17 protein-coding genes are annotated in these 20,954 nt (G+C 67.0%); 6 read left to right on the top strand and 11 right to left on the bottom strand.

Features of this window, described 5'->3' with window-relative positions; translation table 11 throughout:
* The first annotated feature begins 167 nt into the window (after positions 1 to 167).
* The 6 genes from AC3WVS_RS02455 to AC3WVS_RS02480 all read left to right on the top strand — a co-directional run bounded on the left by AC3WVS_RS02455 (position 168) and on the right by AC3WVS_RS02480 (position 6,893).
* On the top strand, positions 168 to 575 hold the full coding sequence (locus AC3WVS_RS02455; RefSeq protein WP_492317237.1) for a DUF2946 family protein: 408 nt from the start codon (positions 168 to 170) through the stop codon (positions 573 to 575).
* A gap of 138 nt (positions 576 to 713) precedes the next feature.
* Entirely contained in the window at positions 714 to 2,825 is a 2,112-nt protein-coding gene (locus AC3WVS_RS02460; RefSeq protein ID WP_492317238.1) for a TonB-dependent receptor, read from the top strand.
* A 21-nt stretch (positions 2,826 to 2,846) separates the two neighbouring features.
* The gene (locus AC3WVS_RS02465) at positions 2,847 to 3,563 is read left to right on the top strand and encodes an ABC transporter ATP-binding protein (protein WP_492317239.1); all 717 of its coding nucleotides are present in this window, start codon (positions 2,847 to 2,849) and stop codon (positions 3,561 to 3,563) included.
* Entirely contained in the window at positions 3,560 to 4,978 is a 1,419-nt protein-coding gene (locus tag AC3WVS_RS02470; protein ID WP_492317240.1) for an ABC transporter permease, read from the top strand. The genes AC3WVS_RS02465 and AC3WVS_RS02470 overlap by 4 nt, the downstream gene beginning before the upstream one ends.
* Complete coding sequence (locus tag AC3WVS_RS02475) at positions 4,975 to 6,372, top strand: DUF3526 domain-containing protein (RefSeq protein WP_492317241.1); 1,398 nt, start codon at positions 4,975 to 4,977, stop codon at positions 6,370 to 6,372. Before AC3WVS_RS02470 ends, AC3WVS_RS02475 begins: the two co-directional genes overlap by 4 nt.
* A gap of 62 nt (positions 6,373 to 6,434) precedes the next feature.
* Complete coding sequence (locus AC3WVS_RS02480) at positions 6,435 to 6,893, top strand: MarR family winged helix-turn-helix transcriptional regulator (RefSeq protein WP_284494955.1); 459 nt, start codon at positions 6,435 to 6,437, stop codon at positions 6,891 to 6,893.
* A 15-nt stretch (positions 6,894 to 6,908) separates the two neighbouring features.
* On the opposite strand, the gene AC3WVS_RS02485 is transcribed toward AC3WVS_RS02480, so the two are convergent.
* The 11 genes from AC3WVS_RS02485 to AC3WVS_RS02535 form a co-directional block, all read right to left on the bottom strand.
* Positions 6,909 to 7,526 carry a flavin reductase family protein gene (locus AC3WVS_RS02485; protein WP_492317242.1) on the bottom strand — a complete coding sequence of 206 codons (618 nt, stop codon included), beginning with the start codon at positions 7,524 to 7,526 and terminating at the stop codon, positions 6,909 to 6,911.
* Positions 7,527 to 7,585: 59 nt separating this feature from the next.
* Entirely contained in the window at positions 7,586 to 8,356 is a 771-nt protein-coding gene (locus AC3WVS_RS02490) for a maleate cis-trans isomerase family protein (RefSeq protein ID WP_340520341.1), read from the bottom strand.
* Entirely contained in the window at positions 8,357 to 9,391 is a 1,035-nt protein-coding gene (locus AC3WVS_RS02495; RefSeq protein ID WP_492317243.1) for a carbon-nitrogen hydrolase family protein, read from the bottom strand.
* 54 nt (positions 9,392 to 9,445) lie between these two features.
* Positions 9,446 to 10,357, bottom strand: coding sequence for a fumarylacetoacetate hydrolase family protein (locus tag AC3WVS_RS02500; protein ID WP_492317244.1), 912 nt, complete (start codon positions 10,355 to 10,357; stop codon positions 9,446 to 9,448).
* A gap of 70 nt (positions 10,358 to 10,427) precedes the next feature.
* Positions 10,428 to 11,552, bottom strand: a complete 1,125-nt coding sequence (locus AC3WVS_RS02505; RefSeq protein ID WP_492317245.1) for a cupin domain-containing protein — start codon at positions 11,550 to 11,552, stop codon at positions 10,428 to 10,430.
* A gap of 34 nt (positions 11,553 to 11,586) precedes the next feature.
* Positions 11,587 to 13,914 (bottom strand): bifunctional salicylyl-CoA 5-hydroxylase/oxidoreductase, encoded by a 2,328-nt coding sequence (locus AC3WVS_RS02510; protein WP_492317246.1) that lies wholly within the window; start codon positions 13,912 to 13,914, stop codon positions 11,587 to 11,589.
* 62 nt (positions 13,915 to 13,976) lie between these two features.
* Positions 13,977 to 14,432: an acyl-CoA thioesterase gene (locus tag AC3WVS_RS02515; RefSeq protein WP_492317247.1), complete on the bottom strand. Its 456-nt coding sequence runs from the start codon at positions 14,430 to 14,432 to the stop codon at positions 13,977 to 13,979.
* A 36-nt stretch (positions 14,433 to 14,468) separates the two neighbouring features.
* Entirely contained in the window at positions 14,469 to 15,929 is a 1,461-nt protein-coding gene (locus AC3WVS_RS02520; protein ID WP_492317434.1) for an indolepyruvate oxidoreductase subunit beta family protein, read from the bottom strand.
* Positions 15,930 to 16,008: 79 nt separating this feature from the next.
* The gene (locus AC3WVS_RS02525) at positions 16,009 to 18,204 is read right to left on the bottom strand and encodes a thiamine pyrophosphate-dependent enzyme (RefSeq protein ID WP_492317248.1); all 2,196 of its coding nucleotides are present in this window, start codon (positions 18,202 to 18,204) and stop codon (positions 16,009 to 16,011) included.
* A gap of 137 nt (positions 18,205 to 18,341) precedes the next feature.
* A complete protein-coding gene (locus AC3WVS_RS02530; RefSeq protein ID WP_492317249.1) occupies positions 18,342 to 19,676 on the bottom strand; it encodes an MFS transporter in 1,335 nt (444 codons plus the stop codon).
* A 190-nt stretch (positions 19,677 to 19,866) separates the two neighbouring features.
* Positions 19,867 to 20,919: a porin gene (locus AC3WVS_RS02535; RefSeq protein WP_492317250.1), complete on the bottom strand. Its 1,053-nt coding sequence runs from the start codon at positions 20,917 to 20,919 to the stop codon at positions 19,867 to 19,869.
* Between the last annotated feature and the right edge of the window lie 35 nt (positions 20,920 to 20,954).

Below are 20,954 nucleotides of genomic sequence, written 5' to 3' on the forward strand. Positions count from 1 at the left end.
CTCTTGCTTAACGGCGGGAACGGTGCAGTCTTTAGCGGCTTGCAGGACAGGCAGACCTGCAAGCCGCTGGTGGTGCCGGGCGGCAGCAATATGTCGCGGCATCGACTTACAATTGCAATTGAGTTGCGTTAATATGGCGCCGGTCGACACAGCCAGCGCCTCCATCAATGCGTAAGCATGCGAACATCGTTCGTCTCATCTGGGCCGTGCTCCTGCTCTTGCTAGTGCAGGCGTGGGCCGCGGTGACGCACGTGCATGCGGTACCGGGAACGCAGTTGGAGGCTGTCGTGGCGAACACAAGCGCAGGCGCAATCCCCGATACGGCCGCCACGCCGGACACGTCCGACACGGACCGCGTGCCTGCCGATGGCACGACGGAATGCGATTGCCTGTGGTGCTCGCCCCGGTTGCATCTCTTCATCAGCGCCGCCATCGCGGTGCAATTGCTCTGCGTCATCCTGCGCCTGCTGTCACGGGTACGGCAGGTCGATATCGCCGCGCCGACATGGCGTACCCGCTTCCTCTCTCCGCCCGCCTTGCGCGCGCCACCGGCGCTGGCCCGCGCCGCCGGCTAACCCCCGGCCGCATCCCTTTCCCTTACATCTGATTGCGCGTCCGCTGCGTCATGCCAGGCGGGCGGCATCCTCACGTCTGAATTTTGTACGGCAAGCCCGGTGCCCATAGCGGATACCGCCGGGCTGCCGCGAGGCCTCATGAACAAGAACGAAAACACGGGTGCCGCGCGCCCCCTGGCCTGGACACTGCTCGCGCTCTCGTCGGGCGTCTTCAGCCAGGCCGCATTTGCCGAAGGCCAGCATACGGTGCTGCCGGAAGTCAGCGTGGTGGCGACGCAGGACACCAGCCTGCAAGGCAAGCGCAAGCTCGTGACCACGGACAGCACCGGCCTGCCGGCCGCGGTCTCGGTCGTCACCGCCGACGAGTTGGGCACCATCAATATCGGCCGGGACATCTCCAACATGTTCCGTCGTGTACCTGGGGTGGTGGCCAACAACATCGACCAGGGCGACACGGGCAACGGTTTCCGCATGCGCGGCTTCGCCACCCAGGGCACGCACGGCGCCGACACCGCAGTCTATGTGGACGGGGTGCCGCAGAACATGCCGTCCAGCCAGGCCGGCGCCGGACATGGGCCTGCATTCCTGGAATGGCTGACCCCGGACATGATCGGCCAGATCGACGTCGTCAAGGGGCCGGTGTCCGCGTTGTATGGCGACCAGAACCGGGCGGGTGCCGTGCCGATCAGCACGCAGTCGGGCGACGTGCCCTCCAGTATCGGCATCGGCTTCGACCGGTACAACGGCAAGCGCGCAACACTGGTCCTGTCAGGCAGCCATGCCTTGCGGCCCGGGTCCGAGTCGATCCGGTCGCTGTTCGTGGCCGATATCTACCGCACCCATAGCTACCGGTACGACGGCAGCACCGACCGCGACAACTTCTTCTGGAAGCTGTCGACCAGGATCGGCGATGGCGTCTACAGCCTGCGGCTCAACCACTATCGCTCCGAATCGACAGCCGCCGGCTACCTGCTGCTGAGCGACCTGCAATCCGGCAAGGTGGACCCGCGCTCCACGCAATACGGGCTGCCGGGCTTCGGCAGCGGCAAGCGTTCGATGTTCGCGCTGAATCGCGCCCCGGCGCATGGCGAGGACGGCTGGTATGCGACGTTGTACGGGGAAGCCTTCGAGCGCGAGCGCGGCATTGCCACCAGCAGCGTGCAGCACACCGTGGGTTCGGATGACCGGAATATCTTCGGCGGCCGGCTGGCCAACAATTTCACGTTCGGAGACCGGGCCGCGCTCATGGTCGGCGCGGAAGTGCGCCGCGACCGCGGCGACGCGCAGCGCCGGATCTGGGTGCGTGGCGTGCCCACTGCGAACTATATCAACGCGCAGCAGCTCGACCTGCTCACCTACGGGCTGTTCGTGCAGGGGCAGTTCAAGCCGGTCGAAGCGGTCAAGCTGACCGCGGGCCTGCGGCGCGACTGGTTCGACTACGACATCGTCAACCGCAAGCTGCCGGCAGCGAGCACCGACTACTTCTCGGGCGTCACCACGCCCAAGCTCGGCGCGGTCTGGTCGGTGCTGCCCCGGCTCGACCTGTTCGCCAACGTCGCGCAGGGCTTCCGTTCGCCGGCCGCGGAGCAGATCAGCAGCAGCGGGGCCACGGGCCCGCTGGGCGCGCCCGGCGGCACGGTCTATGACGTGTCGCCGTCGAAGGTGAAATCCTACGACGTGGGCTTTACCGCGACGCCGGCCAACAACCTGACCGTGACCGCAGCAGCCTACTACACGCTGAATGAGGACGAGATCGTGGGGCAGCCGGACGGATCGTTCAAGTCGGTCGGCGACACGACGCGCAAGGGATATGAGCTGGAGGCCCGCTGGCGGCCCATCCGCCCGGTGTCGGTCTACGCCAGCTACGGGCAGATCATCCAGGCCGAAGCGAACAACCCGCTGCCCAACACGGGGGCCAGGCTGTCGGTTCCCCGGCACCAGCTCAAGCTGGGCGCCGAGTACCGCCAGCGGCTGCAGGGCGCGCAGCTGACCGTCAATGCCGATGCCTATCTGACTACCGGTATTCCCTACTACATGGGAACGCCGCAGACCCAGCTGCGCTTCATGCCGGCCTACACGCGCTTCGACCTGCGCGCGGTGCTCGACTGGAAGCAATACCAGTTGTCGCTGTTCGCGGTGCTGCAGCCGCACCGGTTCTCGACCGAGGCCGCGTATGGGTCCGCAGCGGGGCTGCTGGTAGCGCCGCAGCCGAAATGGCAAGCCGGCATGGCGGCACGCTATTTCTTCTGACGTATTCGACGGAGACACGACATGCTTGAAATTCGTGACCTGGTCGTCCATCGCGACGGGCGTCGCGTTGTGGACGGCCTGAATATTACCGTGCCGAAGGGCTGCGTCTACGCCTTGCTGGGCGGCAACGGCGCGGGCAAGACCACCACCATCGATGTGACGCTGGGGTTTGTCCCGCCGGCCGGTGGCACGGTGCTGGTCGACGGACTGTCGCCCGTTGCCGATCCGGCTGCGGTCAGGCGGCGCGTCGCCTACCTGCCCGAGAACGTCGCGCTGTATCCCTACTTGTCCGGCGCGGAAAACCTGGATTACTTCTGTGCGATTGCCGGCATCGGCCTGTCGCGCGCCGAGGCTACGGCGCTGCTGGACGGCGCGGGGCTGGCCCGCGACGCGCACGGCCGGCGCGTAGCGAAATACTCGAAAGGCATGCGCCAGAAGGTGGGCCTGGCCATTGCCCAGGCCAAATCCGCGTCATTGCTGCTGCTTGACGAGCCGACTTCGGGGCTGGACCCGGCCGCGGCCGATGACATGGCAAACCGTGTCCGGCAAGCGGCGGACGCGGGCATGGCGGTGCTGATGGCCACGCATGACCTGTTCAACGCCAGGCAGCTCGCCGACCGCATCGGCATCCTGCGTGCCGGCGTGCTGGTGGCCGAGTTCGACGCGGCCACCGTCGGCCACGAGGCACTGGCCTCAACCTACCTGGCCCATGCGCGCGCGCAGGGTGTTGCGCCATGATCAGGACCGTGGTTGTGAAGGAATTCAGGGCGATGGCCAGGGAGGGGCGCTTCGCAGCACTGCTTGCGATCGGCGCCGCGGTATTGGCCGTCGCCATCCTGGCCTCGCTGCAGCGGCATGCCGCGGTCGCCAGCGAGGTGGCGCAGGTTGCCGCCGCGACGCGGCAGCAGTGGGACGACCAGGGTGACAAGCATCCGCATCGCGGCGCGCACTTCGGCCTGTACGTGTTCCGGCCGGCCTCCGCGCTGACGGTGATCGAGCCGGGGCTGGGCGACTACTTTGGCCAGGCGCTGTGGCTGGAGCCGCACCGGCGCAATGTGGCGCGCTTCGAGCCCGCGCAGGATGCGCTGCCATCCACCCGCTTCGGCGACCTGAGCGCCGGCTTCGTGTTCGCGGTGCTGTTGCCGCTGCTGGTGATCGCCGTCACTTTCGATGCCGTCAGCGGCGAGCGGCAGCGCGGCACACTGCGCATGATGCACGGCGCCGGCGTGGCGCCGGCCAGGCTCGTGGCCGGCAAATTCCTGGCGCTGGGCGCGGGCTTTGCCGTGTTTGCGCTGGCCGTGGCGCTGGCCCCGGTCATCGCGGCCAGCGCCGGCGGCACGCTGGATGGTGCGGTCTGGTGGCGGGCCGCGGGCCTGGGTGCCGCCTATCTGCTATACACCGCGATCCTGGTGGGACTGGGCCTGGCGGTGTCGGCCTGGGTGGCCGACGGCAGGAGCGCGTTGTTCGTGCTGGTGGGCCTGTGGCTGGCCTTTGTCTTCGTGATCCCGGGCATTGGCGCGGCGGTTGCGCGGCATGCCGTGCCGCTGCCGTCGGCGCAAGCGTTCTGGGCGGCGATCCAGCGCGACTACACGGAGGGATTGCCGGGCGACGGCAGCCTGGCGGCCCGCACCGAACGCCATGACGCGGCGCTGCTGTCGCGCTATGGCGTCACGCGCCTCGAGGACCTGCCCGTGGGCGCGGCGCCGCTGCGGCGGCTGGAGCGCGACGCCTACGCCGACCGGGTCCATGCGCTGCATTTCGATGCGCTGTGGCAGCGCTATGCGGCGCAGGAGAACGTGATGCGCGCCGCCGCGCTGCTGAGCCCCACGCTGGCGGTCCGCAACTTCGCCATGAAGATGGCAGGAACGGATCTCTCGCACCAGCGCGACTACGAGGCCGCCGCGGAGCGCTATCGGCGCAGCGTCAACACGGTCATCGATGAATGGGATGCCGGCCACACGCGCGGCATGACTTCGTTCGATGCCAGGTACGCCGGCGCCGCGCTTTGGCGCGCAATCCGGCCCTTTGCCTACACCATGCCGCCGGCGCTCTTCGCGCTGCGGGCAGCGTTGCCGGAGATCGCGATCATGTTCTGGTGGTGCGGGCTGGCCGTGGCCGGCCTGTTCTTCTCTCTTCGCAGGATACAGCCATGAGCCCCATAAGACAGACCAGGCAGGCGCTTGCCGCGCAATGCCGCCGCTTCTGCGCGGCGGGCAGTGCCCGTTGGGCGCTGCTGCTGTTCGCTGCCGCCCTGTGCGCATGCGCGCTGGCATCGGGTCTCAGTGCGCGCGCATGGCATGAAAAGCTGCAGCAGCTGGAAGCAAACGGGCAGGCGGCATTGCGCCTTGCCCAGGCCAAGGCATCGCCGGCATCTCCGGAGCAGGCCGCGATGGCGGCATTCCAGTTCGCCAGGTCGGAAGCCCCGGTGGCGCAGCTGCGGCCAGGTGGCGGGTTGGCGCTGGCGAGCAGCGTGCTGGACCTGCTGCCGCCGTCGATTCGCGTCACTGTCGAGAGCCGCCACACCGACGCGCGCAACGAGGAGCGGCTGGCCAACCCGCTGTTGCAGCGCTACGGCACCTTCGACCTGGCGACGGCGATCGCGCTGCTGGCGCCGCTCTTGCTGGTGTGCCTGTGCGCAGGCATGGTCCAGGGCGAGCGCGAACACGGCACGTGGCGGATGTCGATGGCGCAGGGTGCGGCCGGCGGGCGTGTGCTGTTCGCCGCCATCGCGGTTCGGGCGGGCGCGGTCTGGCTGATTGCCGTGCTCGCTTCCGCGCTGGCATTCCTGCTGGACCCCGCGGCAACGCTGTCGGCGTATCTCGCATGGCTGTTTTGCGTGACGGCGTTCATCGCGTTCTGGAGTGCGGCCAGCGCTGCGCTCAACCTGCTGCCCGGTTCCGGCGCCACGGCGGTGCTGGCCGGGCTTGGCCTGTGGGCCATCGCCACCTTCGGCACGCCTGCGATGGTCGCGGCGCTGGCGGATCGCACGATGCCGATGCCGTCACGGCTGGCGGCAATCGTCCAGATCCGCGCGGCGCAGCAGAGCGCGGAAGCCAGGATGTCGGAGCTGGTGGAAGAGTGGTATCAGGCCAATCCACAGTGGGCCCCGGCCACGGCACGGCAGCACGCATGGCCGGTCAGCTTCATGCCGCGCTACCTCGACCAGGCAGCGCGGATCCGGCCGGTCGCGTCCGCGTTCGACCACGCGCGTGCGGTGCGCTTCACGCAGGCGGAGCGATGGGCCTGGCTCTCGCCGCCGCTGTCGCTGCTGCTTGCCGCCGACCGGCTGGCGGGCAGCGACGCGCCGCGGTACGCCAGCTTCATGGCACGGGTGGACCGCTTCGAAGTGCAGTGGCGCGCGTACTTCGTCCCGCGCATCATGAGCTATCGCGGTGTGTCGACGGATGAATATCGGAACGCGCCGCGGTTCGAGTGGGTTGAACGAGAGCGCGGGGCGGTGGGGATTGGCGGACTGCAGCAACTCGGACTGGCAGCGGCGATGCTGGGCTTGCTCTTTGTGTTCCGGGCGCGGTTGGCGCGCCCTTGACCGCCGTGGTATGTTCTGCCCGTCGCGCGGCCGACGAGGCCGCTTCCCGCCCATCGGACCGCATGAACCAGCCCATCGACACCGCCGACGACGATTTCGTCGACAACTACACCCCGGCCCTGCTGGCCCAGGCCAGCCAGCTGATCTCGGGGGAATTCCACGTGATCGTGCAAGCCAATGGTTTCACCATCTCAGACTGGCGCGTCCTGTCCACGCTGTCCGGCGGCAAGCCAATCAGCATCGGGGAACTGGCGCAGATCTCGGTGACCAAGCAGCCCACGGTGACGCGCCTGCTCGACCGCATGGAGGCGCAGGGTTACGTCAAGCGCATCCCGCACGAGACTGACCGGCGCATCACGCTGGTGCGCATCACGCCGCGCGGGCAGAAGCTGACCTCCACCCTGATCGCACAGGCCCGGGCCCACGAGGACCATGTGCTGGCGCCGCTCGGCAAGAAGAAGGCCGACGAGCTGCGCGCCACGCTGAAGCTGCTGATCCACCTGCACCGCCCTGCCAACTGAGGGCAGGGCCGCGCCTCAGGCCGGCCGGCACATCTGGAACAGCATCGATTTGCTGACCTCATAGTAGTCGGCCGGACCGCCGCCGCGCAGGATCGGGCGTGCGGCGGCGGTGTCATAGACCCCGTCCGGCAGGAAGGCCCGGTCGATATGCACGCCGACCACCTCGCCCAGCACCATCCAGGTATCGAGCATGGCGCCGTCGGCCCGGTTCAGTTGCATGACTTTGGTAGCGCGGCACTCGAACGATACCGGGCTCTCCTGCACGCGCGGCGCCGACACCAGCCGCGACGGTACCGGCGTCAGGCCAGCCAGGCCAAACTCATCGACTTCCGGCGCCACGCCCGCGCTGGTGGCGTTCATGCGCTCGGCCAGCGGGCGCGTCACCAGGTTCCAGACAAAGTCGCCGGTGTTCTCGACGTTGCGCACGGTGTCCTTGTAGCCGACGCTGGAGAATGCCACCACCGGCGGCGTGTAGTTGAAGACGTTGAAGAATGCGTAGGGCGCCAGGTTGGCGCGCCCGGCCTGGTCCACCGTCGAAATCCAGCCGATCGGGCGCGGGCCGACAATGGCTGCCAGCGGATCGTGCCTGAGCCCATGGCCGCGCGTGGGCTCGTAGAAATGAATGTCGTCCATGTGCGTGTGCGAAACGTCGTCCCTGCACGGGCAGGGGCGACCAAAGCGTGGGATGGCGCTCAGTATTTGCCGCTCAGCAGTTCACCGCAGCCGGCGACCTCGGCGCGCAGGTTCAGCTTGCGCAGCATCTGCCAGGTGGTGGCCACCGCCGCCGACACCGTCGGGATGCCCGATTCGTCCTGTACCTTCTGGATCGACGGCAGCGACTGCATCTGCACGCAGGCCGACAGCACGATGGCGTCGACGCCGGTGGTGTCGATGCGCTTGTAGATCTCCAGCAGGTTGGCCGGATCCTGCGCGGCGACCTGCAGGTTGTCGGGGATCTCCAGCGCGGTGTAGTCCTTGACCTCGATGCCTTCGCTCTCGATGTACTCGACCACCATCTTCGTCAGCGGCTTCATGTACGGGCACACCACAGAGACGCGCTTCGCGCCCATGGCGTGCAGGCCGTCCACCAGCGCGCCGGCGCTGGTCACCACCGGCGCAGGGTTGCCGTTGTCGACGGTGCGCTGCGTCAGGCGCGCCTCGGAGACGCGGTGATAGCCCTTGCCCATGCTCATGATGGCCACCAGGCAGGCGTAGCCCAGCACGTCCACGCGTGCGTCGGACAGCTCGATGGCGCAGCGGTCGCTGTCGCGGTCCATCGCCTCCAGCTCTTCCTTCACCACCTTCTTCATGCGCATGCGGCTGGAGTGGAAGGTGAAGCGCTCGGCGAAATCCTTCTCGCGCTCGCGCAACATGGCGGGGATTTCCGTCTCCATGGTGGTGTTGGAGGAAGGCACGATCTGCCCGATGCGCAGCGGCTTCTGGGGCGTCAACAGGAAAGACATTTACTTGCTCTCGAAAAGGTCGAATGCGTTGAGTTCCGCTTCCTCGGCGTCGAGGTCGAAGGCCTGGCTGGCGCCGTCCAGGAACTGGGCGGGCTGCAGCGGGCGGCGGTCGACGCGCAGGTCGAAGATGTCGAAGCGGTTGTAGTGGCCGGTGATGTCGTGCATCTGGCGCGGCTGGATGCAGCGGGACAGGTCGATGTCGGCGTAGACGATGCCTTCCGCGTCGATCAGCGGCTCGCCGATGACGCGGCCGTCCGGCCCGAGGAAGCCGGAGAAGGCGCTGTTGCGCCGCGACAGCAGCTCGCGCGCCTTCGGGTTCAGCGGGCTCATGGCCTCGATGATCTCCTCCGACACGGTCGAGCACGACACCGCGGTGAACACCTTGCCCTCGAAGCAGTGGGCGGCGGCGCGCACCTTGATGGCCTCGGCCATGTCGTAGTCGGCCGGGGCCACCGGCAGCGCGATATAGCTGGCCACGTGCATCATCTCGCCCTGCGACAGCAGCGAGAAGCGCGCCAGCGTGTTGGTGTTCTCGCCGCAGGCCAGCGAGCCGAGCGGGCCGACGCTGGTCTGGTGCACGCGCAGTGCCGAGGCGTCGCCATTGGCCCAGGTCAGCTTCTCGGCCCAGGTCGGCACCAGCTTGCGGTGGCGGCCCAGGATGCGGCCTTCGTCGCTGATGGTCACCAGCGTATTGAACAGGGTGCCGACGCCGGTGCGGCTGCGTTCGTTCACGCCGACGATCACGTTGATGTGGTTGGCCTGCGCCGCCTGCGCGATCTTGCGGATCTCCGGGCCGGGGATCTCGATGGAAGCCTTGACCAGCCGCTCGAACCAGGGGCTGGCGTCGACCGGGTTGGTCAGCCAGCTCCAGTACGGGTAGCCGGCCACGAACACTTCCGGAAAGGCGACCAGCTTCGCACCGTTATCGGCGGCTTCCTTGATCAGGCGGCAGACCTTGTCGACCGTGGCGTCGGCATCGAGGAAGACCGGAGCCGCCTGGACGGCCGCAGCCTTGAATTTGGGCAGATTGAGCATATGTGTGTGCCTCGCTTGCAGCGGTCATCCCCGCTTGCGCGGGGATGACGGGATTTAGACAGCTACCACCGGGTGGCGCAGCTCGCCGATGCCTTCCACCGTGGCTACCACGGTGTCGCCCGGCCACAGCCACTCCTGCGGGGTGCGGCCCGCGCCCACGCCGTCGGGCGTGCCGGTGGCGATGATGTCGCCGGGTTCCAGCGCCATGCCCTTGCTGATGTCCGCGATCAGCGCCGGCACCTTGAACAGCATGTGGCGGGTGTTGGAGCTCTGCTTGGTCACGCCGTTGACGGTCAGCGACAGGTCCAGCGTGTGCGGGTCGGCGATTTCGTCGGCGGTGACGATGACCGGGCCGAACGGGGCATAGGTGTCCTGGCCCTTGGAGTAGATCCACTGGCCGGCGCGGCGGCAGTCGCGCGCCGAGATGTCGATCATCACGCTGTAGCCGAACACGTAGTTGAGCGCGTCGGCCTCCTTCACACCCTTGCCGCGCGTGCCGATGATGACGGCCAGTTCGACCTCCCAGTCCATCTGCTGCGTGATTTCCTTGTTGTGCTCGATCGCGTCGCCCGGGCCAATCACGGTGGTGGGCGGCTTGGAGAAGATCACCGGCTCCTTCGGCAGTTCCTTCGAGGTGTCCAGGCTGCGGCTGGATTCGGCGACGTGCTCGACGTAGTTCAGGCCGATGCCCCAGATGTTCTTGCGTGGGCGCGGGATCGGCGCCAGCAGCTTGACGTTCGAGGCCGGCACGGCCACGCCGAACGGCAGCTTGCCGCGGTATTCGTCCAGCAGCGCGCTGGTCGAGCGGACTGCCTCGGGGCCCAGGTCGATGAACTCGAGCATGGTGGAGGGAATGCTCACGCCGACGGCGGCGCCGAAGCGGGCGAGGTCAACGACATTGCCGTCGACGATGGCACCAAGGCGGGCGGCGGCAGCGACTTCAGCGCGATAGGTTACGAGACGCATGGTTTGATAACTCCGGAAAAGGCCGCAATCGGTGCGGCTGCACAATTTGGAAAATAGGTACTGCTGAGGTTCAAAGGACCACCTGATGCCCGCCGTTCTCCGCCAGCGCTTGCTCGCGGTGAAGCCCGAGCGAATGCATTACCGGCAGGTCGTTGAAGCAGAACAGCACGGCGTCATCGCTGGCCGACGCGTTTGCGTGCTCATGGAAGGCCCACGACGGCACGCAGAAGATGTCGCGCTCGGTCCAGTCGAAGCGCTGGCCGTTGATGACCGAGTAGCCACTGCCCTTGGCTACCTGGTAGACAAAGCTGCCCGTGTGGCGGTGGGCCTTGGTGGCTTCGCCCGGACGCAGCAGCTGCATGCTGGCGCCGATGGTCGGCATCACCGGGCCGCCGGTGACCGGGTTGACGTAGTGCATCAGCACGCCGTCGAACGGGCTGCCGTCGGTGACCTTGCTGTGGCGCACCAGCGCCTCGTAGGTCGGGGCCCATTCGTACTTGTAGAGCGGCGAATACGGCTTGCTCCAGTTGCCCTCATGCGGGCGCAGGCCCTTGCCACCCCAGATCGCCGGCATGTCGTCGACCGGGTGCGTCACGGCCTGCTGCAGATCCGGGTGCACGGCGTAGAAGCCCGCTTCCATCGCATTGACCAGCGGGATGTCCAGCCCGTCCTGCCAGATACAGGTGGTGCCTTCGGCCGCCACGCCATGCTCGTGCCAGGTGCCGTTGGGCGTGAGCACGAAGTCGTTGGCGTTCAGTGTCATCTTGTGGCCGTCGACGATGGTGTAGGCGCCGCTGCCTTCCATGATGAAGCGCAGCGCCGACGACGAGTGCGCGTGTGCCGAGGCGGCCTCGCCGGGATGCATCACCTGCAGGCCCGAGTAGAGCCAGCCCACCGCCGCCGAAACGTCCTGGCGGCCCGGGTTGTTCAGGTAGATCACGCGGCGGCCGGCTTTCTCCGGCGTCACCAGGTCGACCGAGCGCAGCACGTGGTCACGCAGGTCGCGGTAGCGCCACAGCACCGGCACCGATTCGGACTTCGGCTGCCACGGCTCGATCTTGTTGGCCACGGTCCAGAGCGCGCCGGTCTTGAGCGCATCGAGCTCCTTGTAGTAAGAAACCAGCTCGGGCGTGTCTTCCACATCGGCGCGGCCGGCTACGTTTTCGCGGTAGGTGTCATACGAGGTATTCGACATCGTCTTCCTCTCTGGTGAGTTCATAGGGAAGCCATCAGGCCCCCGCGGCCGCGCGCCCGAGGTTGCGCTCAAGCTGGTCCTTGGCCAGCAGGTACTGCTTCGGCCATTCGACGCGGCGGTAGCCAAGCTTCGCGGTTTCGCGCAGCAACCAGGACGGGTCGGCCAGATGCGGGCGAGAGATGGCGCACAGATCGGCACGGCCCGACGCGATGATTCCGTTGACCTGGTCGGCTTCGGTAATGGCGCCGACGGCGATCGTCGGCACGCCCGCCTCGTTGCGCACGCGATCGGCGAAGGGGGTCTGGAACATGCGTCCGTACACCGGCTTCTGCTCGGGGCTGACCTCCCCCGAAGAGCAGTCGATCACGTCCGCACCGGCTTCCTTGAACAGGCGTGCCATGGCCACCGCGTCGTCGGCGCTGTTGCCGCCCTCGACCCAGTCAGTGGCAGAAATACGCACCGACACCGGCTTGTCCTGCGGCCATGCCGCACGCACCGCGCGCAGCACTTCCAGCGGGAAGGCCATGCGGCTTTCCAGCGCGCCGCCATATTCGTCGGTGCGCTGGTTGGTCACCGGCGAGATAAAGCCCGACAGCAGGTAGCCATGGCCCGCCTGCAGCTCCAGCCAGTCGAAGCCGGCAGCCGCCGCGCGCCGGGTGGCGGCGACAAAGTCATCGCGTACGCGGTCCATGTCTGCGCGGGTCATGGCGCGCGGTGTCTGCGAAACGCCCGGCAGGTACGGCAGGGCGGAGGCCGCGATCAGCGACCAGTTGCCCTCGGCCAACGGGTGGTCCATCTGCTCCCAGCCGAGCTGGGTCGAGCCGCGGCGGCCGGCGTGGCCAATCTGCACGCCGATGCGCGCGCTGGTGTGCTCGTGCACGAAACCGACGATGCCGGCAAACGCCGCCGCCTGCTGGTCGCTCCACAGGCCCGGGCAGCCCGGCGTGATGCGGCCGTCCGGCGACACTGCCGTCATTTCCACCATCACGAGGCCGGCGCCACCCAGTGCCCGGCTGCCAAGGTGCACCATGTGGAAGTTGCCCGGCACGCCGTCCTGGCAGGAATACATGGCGGTGGGCGACACCACTACGCGGTTCTTCAACTCCACGCCGCGCACGGTGTACGGCGTCAGCAGCGGCGGTACGGCGGCGGCCTCCGTGCCGGCACGTTCGGCCAGCCACGATTCGTAGCCTTCCAGCCAGGCCTTGTCGCGCACGCGCAGGTTCTCGTGCGAAATGCGCTGCGAGCGGGTCAACAGCGAATAGGCAAACTGCTCGGGCTCCAGGTCTTCATAGCGCTTGACGTTCTCGAACCATTCGGTGGAGTTGCGCGCGGCGTTCTGGATCTTGAGCACTTCCACCGAGCGCACGGCTTCGTAGTGCTTCAGCGCATCTTCCAGCGAGCCGTCGATGTTGCGCAGGGTGCGCGCCAGCTCGATGGCATCTTCCAGCGCCAGCTTGGTGCCGGAGCCGATCGAGAAGTGCGCGGTGTGGGCGGCATCGCCCATCAGCACCACGGGCACCTTCTTCTCCACGCCGCTGTCGCCGGCCAGGGTGTTCCAGTGCACCCACTTCTCGCAGATCACGCGCGGGAACTGGATCCAGATCGCCGAGCCGCGCAGGTGGCCGGCGTTGCTGATCAGCGGGTTGCCGTCCAGGTACGGGGCGAACAGCTTCTCGCAGTAGGCGATGCCTTCTTCCTGGCTCATCTGGTCGATGCCGGCGGCCTTCCAGGTTTCTTCCGGGGTCTCGACGATGAAGGTCGAGGTGCCGTCTTCGAAACGGTAGGCATGCGCCTGGAACCAGCCATGCTCGGTCGGCACGAAGATGAAGTTGAAGGCGTCGAACACCTTCTTCGTGCCCAGCCAGACAAAGCGGCAGTTGCGCGTGTCGATGTCGGGGCGGAAGGTGTCGGCATAGCGCTTGCGCACCACGCTGTTGAGGCCGTCGGAAGCCAGCACCAAGTCGGCGTTGTACTTGCGCGCGATGGCCTGGTCGTCCTCGACGTAGTTCTCGAACACCAGTTCCACACCGACTTCCTCGCAGCGCGCCTGCAGGATGTTCAGCAGCTTCTTGCGGCCGATGCCGATAAAGCCGTGGCCGCCGCTGCGCACCGCGCGGCCCTTGAGGTGGACTTCGACATCGTCCCAGCGGTTGAACGCATCGCCGATGGTCTCGGCCGAGACCGGGTCGGCCTCGCGCAGGTTGTCCATGGTGGCGTCGGAGAACACCACGCCCCAGCCGAAGGTGTCATAGGGACGGTTGCGCTCGACCACCACGACCTTGTTGGCGGGATCCTGGAGTTTCATCAACAGGCCGAAATACAGGCCGGCGGGGCCACCGCCGATACATACAATGTTCATGGCTGCTTCCAATCAGGTTACTACCGGAGCCCTTGGAACCCGCGCTGCGGGTCCGTCGGCATTCAGACGGTGATTTCGGGATAAGGCTGGTCTGCGGGGGCAGGACCGTGTTCGATGGCGCCCCGCAGGTCATCGGGCACCGGGAGCGCCAGGTGCGTGTCCAGCGAAGTCATCACGATGGTCTGCGTGGCCGACATGCGCAGCTCGCCGTCTGCGCCCGTGCAGCGCCAGTTCAGCGTGATCGACTTGCCGCCGACCCGCACCACTTCCAGCTCGAGCCAGACCTGGTCGCCAAAGCGGCTGATCGCCTTGAAGTCCACCTCCAGGTGCACGGTCGGCATGCCCAGCCGGCGTGCGCCGATCACGCCGTGATAGCCAGCCGGCAACAGGCAGTCGACCCAGCGTTCGATGAGGTCGTTGAACAGCACGAAGTACTGCGGGTAGAAGACGATGCCGGCCGGATCGCATTCCGAGAAATGGATCTTGTGCTGGCGCCGGAAGGTATGCGTAGTGCTCATGGTCTGCGGTTCCTGCTAGGGGTTGGCCCGTGTGGGTCACGCCAGCGCATGGCGGGCGAGGGCTTCCTTCAGCTTCTTGCCGTGCTCGTCGGCCAGCGCGGCCTCGCGCAACTCGCGCAGCGTGGCCGGGGCCAGGCGGGCGCCGGCCCGCATCACGGCGTTCATCAGGGTCTGGTAGTTGGTCAGGCCGCGCACATGGGTGTCGCTGTAGCCTTTCACCAGCCGCTGGCACTGCACCACTTCCAGCGCCAGCGCCGGATTGAGGCGCGCGGCGGCCAGTACCTGGGCCAGCCAGCCCTCGATGCGCTCGGTTTCCAGCGCATAGCGCAGCGTGCTGCGGCGGATGCCGCGCAGGCGCGACACCGCCCACAGCATCAGGTAGCCGCGCAACGAACTGGTGGTGACCACGCGGCCGGAGGTGGTGAAGTGGCGCACCAGGCGGTGCACGAAATGCGGCTGCATCAGCCAGCGGCCGATTCCGGCCGGCAAGGTCTCGCAGATTTCTTCCAGGCGCGGGTGCATGAACTCGTTGATCGCCAGCAATTGCTTGTCGCCGGCGCGCACCTCGCCCCGCACCCGCGCGAAGCGCGAGTCGCGGGTCTTGAGGTCGGCCACGCGAATGGTGTCCTCGTACGACATCCACAGCGCCAGGTGGCGCGCGGTTTCGCGCAGCAGGGCGCTGTCGTCCTTGCCGACGGCCTGGCGCACGGCGGCCAGCCGATCCAGATACAGGCCGGCATAGGCCACGTCCTGGTAGTCGATCATGCGGCGCACGCCTTCGACCACGACTGGCCAGTTTTCGGCCGGCTGTTCGGCGCGGGCGCGATGCAGCAACTGCGCAACCCTGGGATCCTGCGGCTTGAGTTCGCCCAGCGGCTTTGCGGCTTCCGCGGCGGGCGTCTCGGCGGCCTCGGCCGTGGCGAACGCCGCGCCGAAGGCGCGCAGGCTGGGCTTCACGCCCACGCCGCCGCGCTCGATGGTGGCTTCGAACTGCGCGCGGCTGAACGGCAGCACGCCGGTGCCGGCCAGCGCGCCGAACAGCACGGCGCTGATGACGCTGCCGCTGGCTTCGGCGGCCTGCGCCATGTCGAAGCGCACAAAGCGTTTGGCGGCCTTGCCGGCGTGGGCGATCAGCTCGTTGCTGTCGACGCGGCCATCGCCCATCGCGGATTTCTCGGCGATGGAGTACACGCGGTGGGTGGAAGACACCAGCGTGGTGCGCTCCGGCGTCACCAGCCCGCGCTGCACGGCGCGGCCGGCTTCCATCAGTTCGGAGGCGAGTACCACATCGACATCGCCAGGGGTGGGCATCAGCGCCAGCACCGGCTGGCGGCCGGCCTGCTCGGCCAGGTCGCGCGGGAACAACTCGACGTAGTAGATGGTAGCGCCGGTGCGCTGCGCCACGCCGGGCACCGACGTGGTTTGCGCGATATAGCCGTTGTGCTCGCCCAGATCCACGATCCAGTCGGCCAGCACGCCGCCGCCTTCGCCGCCCATGGCGAGGATGGCGACCTTGATCGGCTTGGCGCTGAGGTTGTTGGGTGCGTTCACGATTGAACCTCTCGAAACTTGGTGTTCAGAATGCAAGGCGGGTGCGGCGCGCGGCATCGCGGCGCTGCAGGAAGCCGATCACGGCGTCGCGCAGGCGCTGGCGCAGCTTGTCGATGCGGGTCGGGTTGGTGACGATCTGCGCGCGGTAGAACGACGGGCAAAGGACCGCAGCGTGCGACACCTCGCCGCACAGGCCGCAGCCCACGCAGCTGTCCAGCACGGAGGCGACCGGATCGGTGCGCAGCGGGTCCGGGTTGGGCTTGATCGTCAGCGAAGGGCAGCCGGACAGCCGGATGCACGAGTGATCGCCGGTGCAGGTGTCTGAATCCACGCCAAAGCGCTCGCGTACCACGCGCTGGCCGTCTGCGATCGCCTTGCGCGTCTTCGGCTTCTCGCGGCGCTGCTTGTTCAGCATGCATTCGCTCTGCGCGATCAGCACCTTCGGGCCCTTGGCGCCGGTGGTCAGCGCTTCCTTGAGGGTGGCCTTCATCGCCTTCAGGTCATAGGTGCGGCGGATGGTGCGTACCCACTTGACGCCCACGCCCTTGACCGCGTCCTCGATGGCGTGGCCGGTGCTACGGGTGTCGTTCAGCGCGGTCGAGGACAGGATGTCCTGCCCGCCGGTGGCCGACGTGTAGCTGTTGTCGACCACGATGGTCAGGTTATCGCTCTTGTTGAAGACCGCGTTGGCGATGCCGCTGGTCAGGCCGTTGTGCCAGAAGCCGCCATCGCCCATCACGGAGATGGCGCGCTTGCCGCCGGGCGCGTTCAGCGCCGCAGCGCTGGCGCCGCCCAGGCCGTAGCCCATGGTGGTGTTGCCGAGGTTGAACGGCGGCAGGATCGAGAACAGGTGGCAGCCGATGTCGGCGCTGACGTGGTGCTCGCCGATCTCGCGCTCGACCAGCTTCATCGCGGTGAAGATCGGGCGCTCCGGGCAGCCGGTGCAGAAACCGGGCGGGCGCGCATGCACGCTCTCGTCGACCAGCTTCTGCGGTTCCAGCACCTCGGCAGCCACGGCGTCGACGGTGGCGGCCGGCGCCTGCACCAGCGGGATCACCTTGCGTGCCGGCTTCGGCTCAGGCAGCGGTTCAAGCTTGCCGTACTGCTCCAGGAAGGCGCGCAAGCCCTTGAGCACGGTCGCGGTGTTGTACTCGCCGGCCAGCGGCAGCAGGTCCTTGCCATGCAGCGTCGCGGTGGTGCCGGCCATGCGCAGGATGTTGGCGGCGTTCTGCTCGATAAAGTTGGGCTGGCCTTCTTCCAGCACCAGCACGGCGCGCTTGCCCGCGCAGAAGCGTTCCCACTCCGAATCGATCAGCGGGTAGGCCACGTTCATCACGTACAGCGGGATCTTCGACTCGCCGAACACATCGGCCAGGCCGAGCTGCTCCAGTGCGCGGACCAGCGTGTTGTAGCTGCCGCCCTGCACGGCGATGCCGATGTCATCCATCTCGCCCTGGAAGAACTCATTGAGCTGGCGTTCCTCGATGAACTTCACGGCGGCGGGCCAGCGCTGCTTGATCTTCTCGTGCTCGTGCACGAAGCTCGCCGGGGGCAGCACGATGCGGCTGAGGTCGCGCGTGGGGTGGTCCAGCGCGTCCTGGATCGAGAAGCGGCTGCGGCGGTTGTCGGAAGCGACGAACTGGCCGTGTACGTGGCACGAGCGCACGCGCAGCTGGAGCATCACCGGTGTATTGGAAGCTTCGGACAGGTCGAAGCCGTCCTTCACCGCCTGCACGATGCACGGCAGGTTGGGGCGCGGATCGAGCAGCCACATCTGCGACTTCATCGCGAACGCGTGGCTGCGCTCCTGCATGATCGAGGAACCTTCGCCGTAGTCTTCGCCGACGATGATCAGCGCGCCGCCGGTAACCCCGCCCGATGCCAGGTTGGCCAGCGCGTCCGATGCCACGTTGGTGCCCACGGTGGCCTTGAACGTGACCGCGCCGCGCAGCCGGTAGTTGACCGAGGCGGCCAGCGACGCGGCCGCGGTGGCTTCACTCGCGCTGTTCTCGAAGCGGATGCCATGCTCGGCAAGGATGTCCTGCGCATCGGCCAGCACGTCCATCAGGTGCGAGATCGGCGAGCCCTGGTAGCCGGCGACGTAGGCGACGCCGGACTCCAGCAGCGCCTTGGTGACCGCGAGGATGCCCTCGCCGCTGAATACCTCGCCGGAACCCAGGCGCAACTTCTTGACTTCTTCGGCAAACGAACGCTCAGCCATGGCTTCTCTTCCTGACGCCCACGTTGTGGCGAGAAGAATATAGTTTGAACATAAATATTTTCATAATCATATATATGCGCGGAACTCGAGGTCACGTGGACGGCTTCCGTGGAAGCCGAATTCCCTTTTCAGGCGCTTTATGCGTTGCTTTGCTGGACGGCGCGGGCCACGACTGGTTGCCGTGTCGATGGCAGCAGCGCCACAGCCAGTGCAGCGACAAGGCCCGCAATGGAGAACGTGATGAAGTTCCAGCCGAAACTCAGGCCTGAGCCGGCCACGTAACCGCCGACGAGCGGGCCGCTCATGGCGCCGATTCGCGCGAAGCTCAGGGCCCATCCTGTTGCCGCGGCCCGTGCGTGTGCCGGGTAGTAGCCGGCCAGATAGCCTGTAAGGATCAGGGATGCCGAGACGCTGCCAACGCCAGCCAGCGCGACCAGCAGGTAGTTGACGACAACGGAGTTGCGGAACATCAGCGCGCCGATGGCGAGAGCGCCGATCAGGTAGAAGACCGCGACGGTGCCACGCGCACCCATCTTGTCGGCCGCGCTGCCCAGGAACAGACCGCCCACCGCGGAAGCGAGGCTGAAGATAACCAGGAAGGAAAGGCTGGAGCCGAGGTCGTAGCCATTCTTGCGCATGATGGTCGGCAGCCACGTATTGAGGCCATAAACCAGCAGCAAGCCGAAGAACAGTGCGATCCAGAAGCACGCCGTCGCGCGCAGCTGCTTGCGGGCGAACATGCTCGACATCACGTCGCGCCAGGTGGCGCGGGCGGCGCTGCTGGCGGGCCGGACTTGTGACGGCAGCCGGCCATGACCGGTGCGATCGGCCAATGCCTGCGCTTCATCGATTCGCCCTTGCCCCACCAGGTACTCCAGCGATTCGGGCAGCATCCACGCCATCAGGGGTATCAACACCATCGGCACGGCACCCAGGCCAATCACGCCACGCCAGCCAAGGCTGGGCAACAGCCACATCGCAATGAGTGCGGCGCAAAGGATGCCCACGGAATACCCCGAGTACATCAGCCCATAGTTGAAGCTGCGGCGGTGCGGCGGCGAGTACTCGATGGTCAAGGCGGCGGCTACGGGAATGACGCCACCAAGGCCGAGCCCGCCGATGAAGCGCAAGACGCCGAAGATGGCCGGCGTCGGCGCATAGGACGCGCCCAGCATGGTCAGCGAGAACAGGGAAACACAGAGCAGCAGCATGCGGCGGCGCCCGATCATCTCGCTCAGCGTGCCGATCAGGAAGGCGCCAAAGAACATGCCGACCAGGGCATAGCTGCTGAGGGCACCGAGTTCCAGCGGCGTCAGGTTCCAGTTGCGGTCGTCGGCGAGTGCGGGCAATACCGCTCCCATGACGCCGACGTCATAGCCTTCAAAGAGAATCGCAAGGAAGCATACGAAAAGTACGGTATAGGTCGCGCGAGAAGCGGGGTGCCAGGGCTGAATGGTGCCAGCTGGGGTCATTGTCTGTCTCCTGATGGGTGGCGGATAGGGAACCGGAGAGGCCGCCAGGGAACCTGTTTCGCGCGATCGTCGCCACGCGTTTGTTGTCGTTCCACATAGTTTAGGCATAAACATATGATTGTGGAAATATTTTTTTGGAGCGACGAAGGAAATCTGGTCGGCGCCTCGACTGGAGGCGCCGAGGCTGCCACTAGAACTTGTGGCGCAGGCCCAGCCCGAAGGTGTTGCCCGGATTCAGGTCGGTCACCTTGTCATAGCGCCAGGCGGCGTAAAGGTCGGTGCGCTTGGAGAACGGGTAGTCGTAGGCCAGCGTGGTGGTGTCGCGGCGGGCCGAGCCCAGCGTCTCGTTGCCGCCCTGCCAGGTACGCACCCACGTTGCCATCAGCGAGCCCGGCCCCAGCGGGGCGCTCGCGCCCACCTGCATGGTGCGGTTGCGTTGCCGGCTCAGCGTGCTGAAGCTGTTGTCCGACCGCGCGTACTGGCCGAACAGCTTGACCACCTTGAAGTCGTAGGACAGGCCCGCCAGGTAGGCCATCTGGTAGCTGGCGCCGCTGGCCGCGAATTCCGGCGCATTGACCCCCACGCGCTGCACCGCCAGCGTGGCGCCAAAGTTGCCGTTGAAGTAGGTGGCATTGCCGCCGTAGTTCTGCTTGCCCTGGTGTCCGGTGCTCTCGCCGGTCGAGTAGATCGCATTGAAGCGCAGCCCGCCGAAACCGGGGCTCTGGTACAGCACCGAGTTGTCCCAGGCGGTGTCACCTGCGACCGAGTTGCCGACCGGCGCGCCCGGCGGCGTGGTGTAGGCATGCAGGAACATCGGCGAGAACACGGCCGAATCCGCCAGCGGGTTGAACAGCAACATCGACACGAACCACGGCGTGGTGTTGCGGCCGAGCTTGATCGCGCCGAAACCTCCGTTCAGGCCAACATAGGCATTGCGCCCGAACATGACGTCGCCGTCGAAGCGGCCGACCTTGCCGTTGTCGGTACGGAAAAAGCTCTCCAGCGTGAACTCGGCGTTCAGGCCGTTGCCGAGCGCTTCCTGCCCGCCAATGCCCCAGTAGGAGGTGGTCAGGCCGGAACTGTCGACGACCGCGGTGCTGTGGGCATCGCCACTGGCACGCACGGAGCCGGCAAAGGCGTCAATCGTGCCATAGAGCTGCACGGTGCTCTGGGCCTGCGCGGCGCCGATGGCGAGGCTGCCGGCGGCCGCCACGGCGGCCAGGATCCTGCGTTGGTGCTTCATTGTCTCCCTTCCTTTCTCATTTCTTGTGGACGTCT

Source organism: Cupriavidus sp. CPT47-8839-RL05A (assembly GCF_058792255.1).

Excerpts from the sequence above, each read along its gene's own strand:
- AC3WVS_RS02505 (WP_492317245.1), bottom strand. The coding sequence starts at position 11,552 with ATGTCGAATACCTCGTATGACACCTACCGCGAAAACGTAGCCGGCCGC.
- AC3WVS_RS02460 (WP_492317238.1), top strand. The coding sequence starts at position 714 with ATGAACAAGAACGAAAACACGGGTGCCGCGCGCCCCCTGGCCTGGACA.
- AC3WVS_RS02535 (WP_492317250.1), bottom strand. The coding sequence starts at position 20,919 with ATGAAGCACCAACGCAGGATCCTGGCCGCCGTGGCGGCCGCCGGCAGC.
- AC3WVS_RS02465 (WP_492317239.1), top strand. The coding sequence starts at position 2,847 with ATGCTTGAAATTCGTGACCTGGTCGTCCATCGCGACGGGCGTCGCGTT.
- AC3WVS_RS02515 (WP_492317247.1), bottom strand. The coding sequence starts at position 14,432 with ATGAGCACTACGCATACCTTCCGGCGCCAGCACAAGATCCATTTCTCG.
- AC3WVS_RS02495 (WP_492317243.1), bottom strand. The coding sequence starts at position 9,391 with ATGCTCAATCTGCCCAAATTCAAGGCTGCGGCCGTCCAGGCGGCTCCG.
- AC3WVS_RS02525 (WP_492317248.1), bottom strand. The coding sequence starts at position 18,204 with ATGGCTGAGCGTTCGTTTGCCGAAGAAGTCAAGAAGTTGCGCCTGGGT.
- AC3WVS_RS02485 (WP_492317242.1), bottom strand. The coding sequence starts at position 7,526 with ATGGACGACATTCATTTCTACGAGCCCACGCGCGGCCATGGGCTCAGG.
- AC3WVS_RS02530 (WP_492317249.1), bottom strand. The coding sequence starts at position 19,676 with ATGACCCCAGCTGGCACCATTCAGCCCTGGCACCCCGCTTCTCGCGCG.
- AC3WVS_RS02490 (WP_340520341.1), bottom strand. The coding sequence starts at position 8,356 with ATGTCTTTCCTGTTGACGCCCCAGAAGCCGCTGCGCATCGGGCAGATC.
- AC3WVS_RS02510 (WP_492317246.1), bottom strand. The coding sequence starts at position 13,914 with ATGAACATTGTATGTATCGGCGGTGGCCCCGCCGGCCTGTATTTCGGC.
- AC3WVS_RS02470 (WP_492317240.1), top strand. The coding sequence starts at position 3,560 with ATGATCAGGACCGTGGTTGTGAAGGAATTCAGGGCGATGGCCAGGGAG.
- AC3WVS_RS02480 (WP_284494955.1), top strand. The coding sequence starts at position 6,435 with ATGAACCAGCCCATCGACACCGCCGACGACGATTTCGTCGACAACTAC.
- AC3WVS_RS02455 (WP_492317237.1), top strand. The coding sequence starts at position 168 with ATGCGTAAGCATGCGAACATCGTTCGTCTCATCTGGGCCGTGCTCCTG.
- AC3WVS_RS02520 (WP_492317434.1), bottom strand. The coding sequence starts at position 15,929 with ATGGGCGGCGAAGGCGGCGGCGTGCTGGCCGACTGGATCGTGGATCTG.
- AC3WVS_RS02500 (WP_492317244.1), bottom strand. The coding sequence starts at position 10,357 with ATGCGTCTCGTAACCTATCGCGCTGAAGTCGCTGCCGCCGCCCGCCTT.
- AC3WVS_RS02475 (WP_492317241.1), top strand. The coding sequence starts at position 4,975 with ATGAGCCCCATAAGACAGACCAGGCAGGCGCTTGCCGCGCAATGCCGC.